6 protein-coding genes, 1 tRNA gene and 1 pseudogene are annotated in these 5245 nt (G+C 60.0%); 4 read left to right on the plus strand and 4 right to left on the minus strand.

Features of this window, described 5'->3' with window-relative positions:
- Nucleotides 1-6 precede the first annotated feature (6 nt).
- Nucleotides 7-83, plus strand: a tRNA-Met gene (locus IEW15_RS24710).
- Here the strand turns inward: IEW15_RS24710 and IEW15_RS24715 are convergent.
- Both IEW15_RS24715 and IEW15_RS24720 read right to left on the minus strand, forming a co-directional pair.
- Nucleotides 40-1692: a recombinase family protein gene (locus IEW15_RS24715; protein WP_188583089.1), complete on the minus strand. Its 1653-nt coding sequence runs from the start codon at nt 1690-1692 to the stop codon at nt 40-42. The two genes, IEW15_RS24710 and IEW15_RS24715, sit on opposite strands and share 44 nt — an antisense overlap.
- 19 nt (nt 1693-1711) lie before the next feature.
- A complete protein-coding gene (locus IEW15_RS24720) occupies nt 1712-1903 on the minus strand; it encodes a hypothetical protein (protein WP_229708802.1) in 192 nt (63 codons plus the stop codon).
- 302 nt (nt 1904-2205) lie between these two features.
- Here IEW15_RS24720 and IEW15_RS24725 point away from each other — a divergent pair, with 302 nt between their 5' ends.
- From IEW15_RS24725 to IEW15_RS26660, 3 genes and pseudogenes are all read left to right on the plus strand, one after another.
- Complete coding sequence (locus IEW15_RS24725; protein ID WP_188583085.1) at nt 2206-2505, plus strand: type II toxin-antitoxin system TacA family antitoxin; 300 nt, start codon at nt 2206-2208, stop codon at nt 2503-2505.
- A 4-nt stretch (nt 2506-2509) separates the two neighbouring features.
- The gene (locus tag IEW15_RS24730; protein ID WP_145206354.1) at nt 2510-3019 is read left to right on the plus strand and encodes a GNAT family N-acetyltransferase; all 510 of its coding nucleotides are present in this window, start codon (nt 2510-2512) and stop codon (nt 3017-3019) included.
- A 44-nt stretch (nt 3020-3063) separates the two neighbouring features.
- A pseudogene (locus tag IEW15_RS26660) lies at nt 3064-3286 on the plus strand (site-specific integrase); the annotation flags it as partial.
- Nucleotides 3287-3304: 18 nt separating this feature from the next.
- Here the strand turns inward: IEW15_RS26660 and IEW15_RS24735 are convergent.
- Entirely contained in the window at nt 3305-4198 is an 894-nt protein-coding gene (locus tag IEW15_RS24735) for a 3'-5' exonuclease (RefSeq protein WP_188583087.1), read from the minus strand.
- A partial coding sequence (locus IEW15_RS24740; protein WP_229708805.1) for an ATP-binding protein occupies nt 4185-5245 on the minus strand: 1061 nt, incomplete at its 5' end. The genes IEW15_RS24740 and IEW15_RS24735, both read right to left, overlap by 14 nt.

Consider the following 5245-nt stretch of genomic DNA (forward strand, 5'->3'; position numbering starts at 1 on the left):
ACCCGACGCGGGGTGGAGCAGCCCGGTAGCTCGTCAGGCTCATAACCTGAAGGTCGTAGGTTCAAATCCTACCCCCGCAACCATCTTTACTTGCGATGACCCCGCCCGACCGGCGGGGTTTTTCGTTTGCGTGGAAATCGTAAGGATTCCAGCAAGATCGCCTTGAACGTCGATCTCCACCTTGCCCTCAACAGGTGTCAGCACGATCTGATCTACCAACGAGCGAATGGTGTCCGCTGCCTCTACCCGCTTGCCCTCTTCTTCATCCTGAAGGGATTCGTAGAGCTGCTGGATGCGCTTGCGGTATTGCAGCGCCATACTCGGGTGAAGAAGAGGAGGGGGCTCGTCCGCTTCGGCCAGGAAGTTTTTCAGTTCCGCCTTACGGGCTTCAAGCTGCTTCATCTCCTCTACGATCGCTTCGATTGGCCCACCGGCCTTAATTGCAGTTAGCAGCTTGGCTAGTTCCCGATCAATCTTTGCGATCTCGGCTTCAGCAGAGGCAATGCCGGCGCGGCCTTCCATGCGCAGGCGGTTCATCTCCTGCGTGAAGACCTCGCAGAAATGGGCGAACAGTGCTGGGTCAACGAGCCGCGTGCGCAGGGCGTTCAGCACGCGCGATTCCAACTCATCACGGCGGATGTTGACGCGATTGTCACAGGTGCCCTTGTTGCGGGCGGTCGAGCATCCGATCAGCGTTGCCGAGATTGCGGAGTACCCGCCACCACAGCATGAACATTTGGTCAGGCCCGAGAAGAGGTATTTGGGGCGGCGTCGGTGATTGACGGTGCGGACATCCGTGCTGCCGTTGTCATCCCGCGAGAGCTTGTTCTTCTCTTGCCGTGCCTTCACCGCATTCCAGAGTTCGTCATCGAGGATCCGGAGCTCAGGCGTCTCCTGGATGACCCATTCCGATTCCGGGTTTGGGCGGGCCTGCCGCTTTCCGGTGTTCGGATCCTTCACGAAGCGCTGCCGGTTCCAGACAATCTTGCCGACATACATCTCGTTATTGAGGATGCCGTTGCCACGCTTCGGGTTGCCGTTAATCGTGCTGAAGCCCCAGTCACCGCCGGAAGGGGCGGGGATGCCCTCCTTGTTGAGCGCGAAGGCGATGGTCTTGGCGGACTTGCCTGCAGCATAGTCGCGGAAGATGCGACGAACCACGTCGGCCTGGGCGTCGTTGATGGTGCGGTCGCCGCGAATGGGCTCGCCATTGGCGTCCAGCTTCTTGACCACGTCGTAGCCATACGAGTTGCCGCCACCGGATTTGCCAGCTTCCACACGACCGCGCTGCCCGCGGCGTGTCTTGTCGGCAAGATCCTTGAGGAACAGCGCATTCATCGTGCCCTTGAGGCCGACATGCAGATGGCTGACCTCGCCCTCCGAGAGGGTGAACATCTTCACATCCGCGTAGGACATGCGCTTGAAAATTCCGGCGATGTCTTCCTGATCACGTGAGAGGCGATCCATCGCCTCTGAAAGGATCAGGTCGAAGCGACCGGCCATAGCGTCGGCCATCAGGGCCTGGATGCCCGGACGGATCAGCGAAGCGCCTGAAATTGCGTGATCGGTATATTCCTCGATGACTTGCCAGCCCTGCTTTTCGGCATGGAGGCGGCACATACGAAGTTGGTCGGCGATGGAAGCGTCGCGTTGATTGTCGGAAGAATAGCGGGCGTAGATCGCGACTTTCAAAACATGGCTCCCATCCGCATCAGGAGGTGCGCTTCCTCCTTCGCTTGGACAACGTCACTTCCTCTGCAAAGCACTCCCGCGCTGCTTGCTTTGCCAAGATGCCGACCAGACGCAGAAGGCGTGGATCGGGACTGCCGCGCGGCGTAAACGTCAACTCCGGCTCGTCCAGCAGCAAAGACTCGAGCAGCGCTTCGCGCTGTGCTCCTGTCATCTTTGCTGTGTTTCCTGGGGCTCGCAAGGTCATAACTGACAGCATTCGTCTCATGCCCGGTATAAGCAATGGAATTTACGGGCGAACATTTGGCGGCGATCGGTGTGCCGATGCGCGTAATGGCGTGCGGCGGCGTAGTCTGGCGTGCCACGGCAGAGTAAAATGACCTGTCGGAATCGCTCGCTGTCGCCGTCATCATTCGCCTCGATGCTGGTCCTTTGGAAGCTGTTGCTTGCAGTTGAGACTTTGCCGTATTGTATTTAGAGATACAAGGCGCTATCTTCCGGCTAAGGAGAATCGCCATGGCCAACACTGCCGAACGCAAGGAATATCCGATCTCAATGCGTCTGCCCGAGGCCGATGTTGCCATGATCGATCGTGCCGCCAGCCTGCGCGGCCGTTCGCGCACCGATTTCGTGCGCGATGCCGCTGTGCGCGCGGCCGAGGAGGTCGTCATGGAGCAGGGCCTGATCCGGATGAGCCCGGAAGGCTTTGCGCAGTTCATGGATGTGCTGTCGCGCCCGGCCGCTCCTGTTCCGGAGATGGTCGAAGTGCTGAAACGGCCTGCGCCGTGGGAGCCGGGCTACGTGGCAAAGCGGTAGTCCCTTGCAGCTTTCGGGACCCGAACCGCTTTCCGCCGCCCATGATGTTTCTGAGTTCACCTGTGGCAAGCCGACGCTCGACCACTGGCTTAAAACCCGTGCGCTCTCCAATCAGCAGAAGGGTTTTACCGCCGTTCTCGTCGTGCATGAGGCAGGGCGTGTGGTGGGATATTACGGCCTTGCACCAACAGCCGTTGTGCCATCTGTGCTACCGCGCTCCATCCGGACGGGGCAGCCGCCTAATCCAATTCCCTGCATGCTGCTTGGCCAGCTCGCGACCGATATTTGCTCGGCCGAGTTGGGCATCGGGACTGGCCTTGTGAAGCACGCCCTTCAACGCTGCGTTCAAGCCGCGTCGCTGATCGGTGGGCGGGCATTGATGGTCAACGCCGTCGACGGGGAGGCTGCCGAATTCTGGCGGCGCCGAGGATTTGAGCCTGCCAGAGATGATGGACTGGTCCTGTTTCGCTCGATCAGCGATATTGCTGCGTCGCTCCGTGAGGCTGGAAGGTGAATAGCCCGATGTTTCGTGGACGTCTTCCTTGCTAAATTTGAGGCAAGGACCTGCGTCGGACATTCAAGACGGTGACCGGCAAGGCGAGGATCTCGAAGGAAATCCGCTTCCGCCTCCAGAACCACGCGTTGCAGGATGCCAGCTGCAAGAACCATGACCGCTAGGCACCACATAGTGGAAAAGCGCGCCGACATGACGAAACGGCACAGGTTCGTCTGCGCCACGCTTGCCAAGAAGTGCCCGCAAGTGCCGGAGGGCATGCAATAGCCCGGCCTTCGACGGTACTCAGATCCGGTCTGAAAACCGATCATAGGCATCGATCCGCCGAACCGGGGGATCGACCTCATATCGATAGATTTCCGTTCTCAAGAACCGTAGCTCGGCCTCGCACTGAGCCTCGGGAACGTCGATATACCATGCGCGCGGCTGCGGGCCGGGATCGCCGTTCCAGCGGTATCCCCGCGCTTTGAGGACATCCTTGAGGTCAAAGGGCGCGTTCTCCGCCCAGATGCGCCAAGAAACGGCACGAGCGGCGTCCAGGAGGCGGCTGAGACCTGTAACGCCAGATCGGGGCAGCCACATTGCCAGCAACTCGACCGTAGCAAGACAGTCGTGCATCGCGCGGTGACGGTCGTAGAAGAAGCCTGCGGCTTGAGCGAGATAGGCGAGTTTTGTGCCCTCGAACCCCTCCGCTGCCCAATCGATCTGGCTGAGCGAGCATGCCCATGGTTTGGTCGAGAATATCTCGCTGAATCGTTCAAGGAAACGGCGATCGAACGCCGCGTTGTGCGCGATGACGAGTGAAGCCGGCGCCGCGAATGTGGCTACCGCTGCGGGATCAATAATCTGGCCGGCCACCATCTCGTTGGTGATGCCCGTGATCGCGGTGATTTCCGGGGCGATAGGCTCGCTCGGCTGACGCAGCCCTTGGAAGCTGTCACCCACGCTGAAAATGGTGCCATCCAAGCCATAGTTGAATGGTGTCATGGCGAGTTCGATGATCTCGTCGCGCTGATGGTCGAGCCCCGTGGTCTCCACATCGACCACCAGGCCAAGGCGCAGCGGCGTGCCTAGCGGAGGAACGATGCGAGGGCGCGGCTTGAGACGCCGGACGACGCGGTAGTCTCCCGTGGCCTCCAGCGTCTGCGCCAGGGTCTCCAGATGGTCAAAAGATGTCATCGTCTGACGCTTCGTTTACTGCCATCGGCTCCCCTCCAGCGGTATCGACCGGAGCGAGTCGAATGCCGGCGGCTCGACCTTCTTCGTGGAACCACAAATCGACCACGGCGGTATCGTCGCTGCGCGGCCGCGGTGATGCCTCCCGCACCTTGAATGTCGTCGGGAGATTGACCGAGGTTCCGAACACCAGCGCGTGCTGCCGAGGCAATGACGGTAACCGTTTCAGGACCGAATCCGAGATGAACGGCGTCATCTGCCGAATCTGAGAAAGATCGTCGGGGTTCTGGATGCGGTGAACCAGGAAATTGGAGCACTGGCTGAGAACCGTCTTGGACAGCTCACTCGGGCGTTGTGATGCCAAGAGCACGAACATGCCGTATTTGCGTCCTTCCTTGGCGATGCGCTCGAATATCTTGGTCGCGTCCACTGCATAGCGGGATGGCGTCGCCGAGATGTAGCGGTGCGCTTCTTCCAGCAGAAGATGGATCGGAAAGCGATTGCGCGGATCGGCGCGCCGGAGCAGGCGAAACAGCATCCGCGCGATCACGGCGCTGACCAGTTCGACCACCTCGTCCTCGACGTCATTCATGTCGATGATGATGATCTGATTGGCCTTGGTGTGGCCGGTTCCCTTGCGGGTCAGGCCGACCAGCCGAGTGAGAAACTCCAGCTCTCCATTGTCGGCGGCCGCGCCGCCCGCCTCATGCCGGAGGAATTCATACTCAGGGCGATCTTCCAGTGCCTGGAAGCGCGTCACCATCTGGGAGCAGTAGTCTCGGATTTGCCGATTACCGTGCGCCTCCGCATACAGGATGGCGAGGTCTATTGCATCGCCGAGTGCCGTAAAGTCGAATGGCAGGTTTTGATAGGCTGGAAGCTTCAAATCCTCCAACTCGAAACCGTTCGGGCCAACCAGATAAGCATCCAGACCCGCAGGGTTGGCCATTTGGCCAAAGTTGATCGCAATAGAGCCTGTTGCAGAATGGGCTCCAACCCTGTCGATGTCCGCTTGCCCCCGCGCTGCGGGGCTGATTCCCTCGGGTGAGG

It is taken from the genome of Tistrella bauzanensis, from assembly GCF_014636235.1.
Taxonomy (GTDB): Bacteria; Pseudomonadota; Alphaproteobacteria; order Tistrellales; family Tistrellaceae; genus Tistrella; species Tistrella bauzanensis.

Excerpts from the sequence above, each read along its gene's own strand:
- IEW15_RS24720 (WP_229708802.1), bottom strand. The coding sequence starts at position 1,903 with ATGACAGGAGCACAGCGCGAAGCGCTGCTCGAGTCTTTGCTGCTGGAC.
- IEW15_RS24725 (WP_188583085.1), top strand. The coding sequence starts at position 2,206 with ATGGCCAACACTGCCGAACGCAAGGAATATCCGATCTCAATGCGTCTG.
- IEW15_RS24735 (WP_188583087.1), bottom strand. The coding sequence starts at position 4,198 with ATGACATCTTTTGACCATCTGGAGACCCTGGCGCAGACGCTGGAGGCC.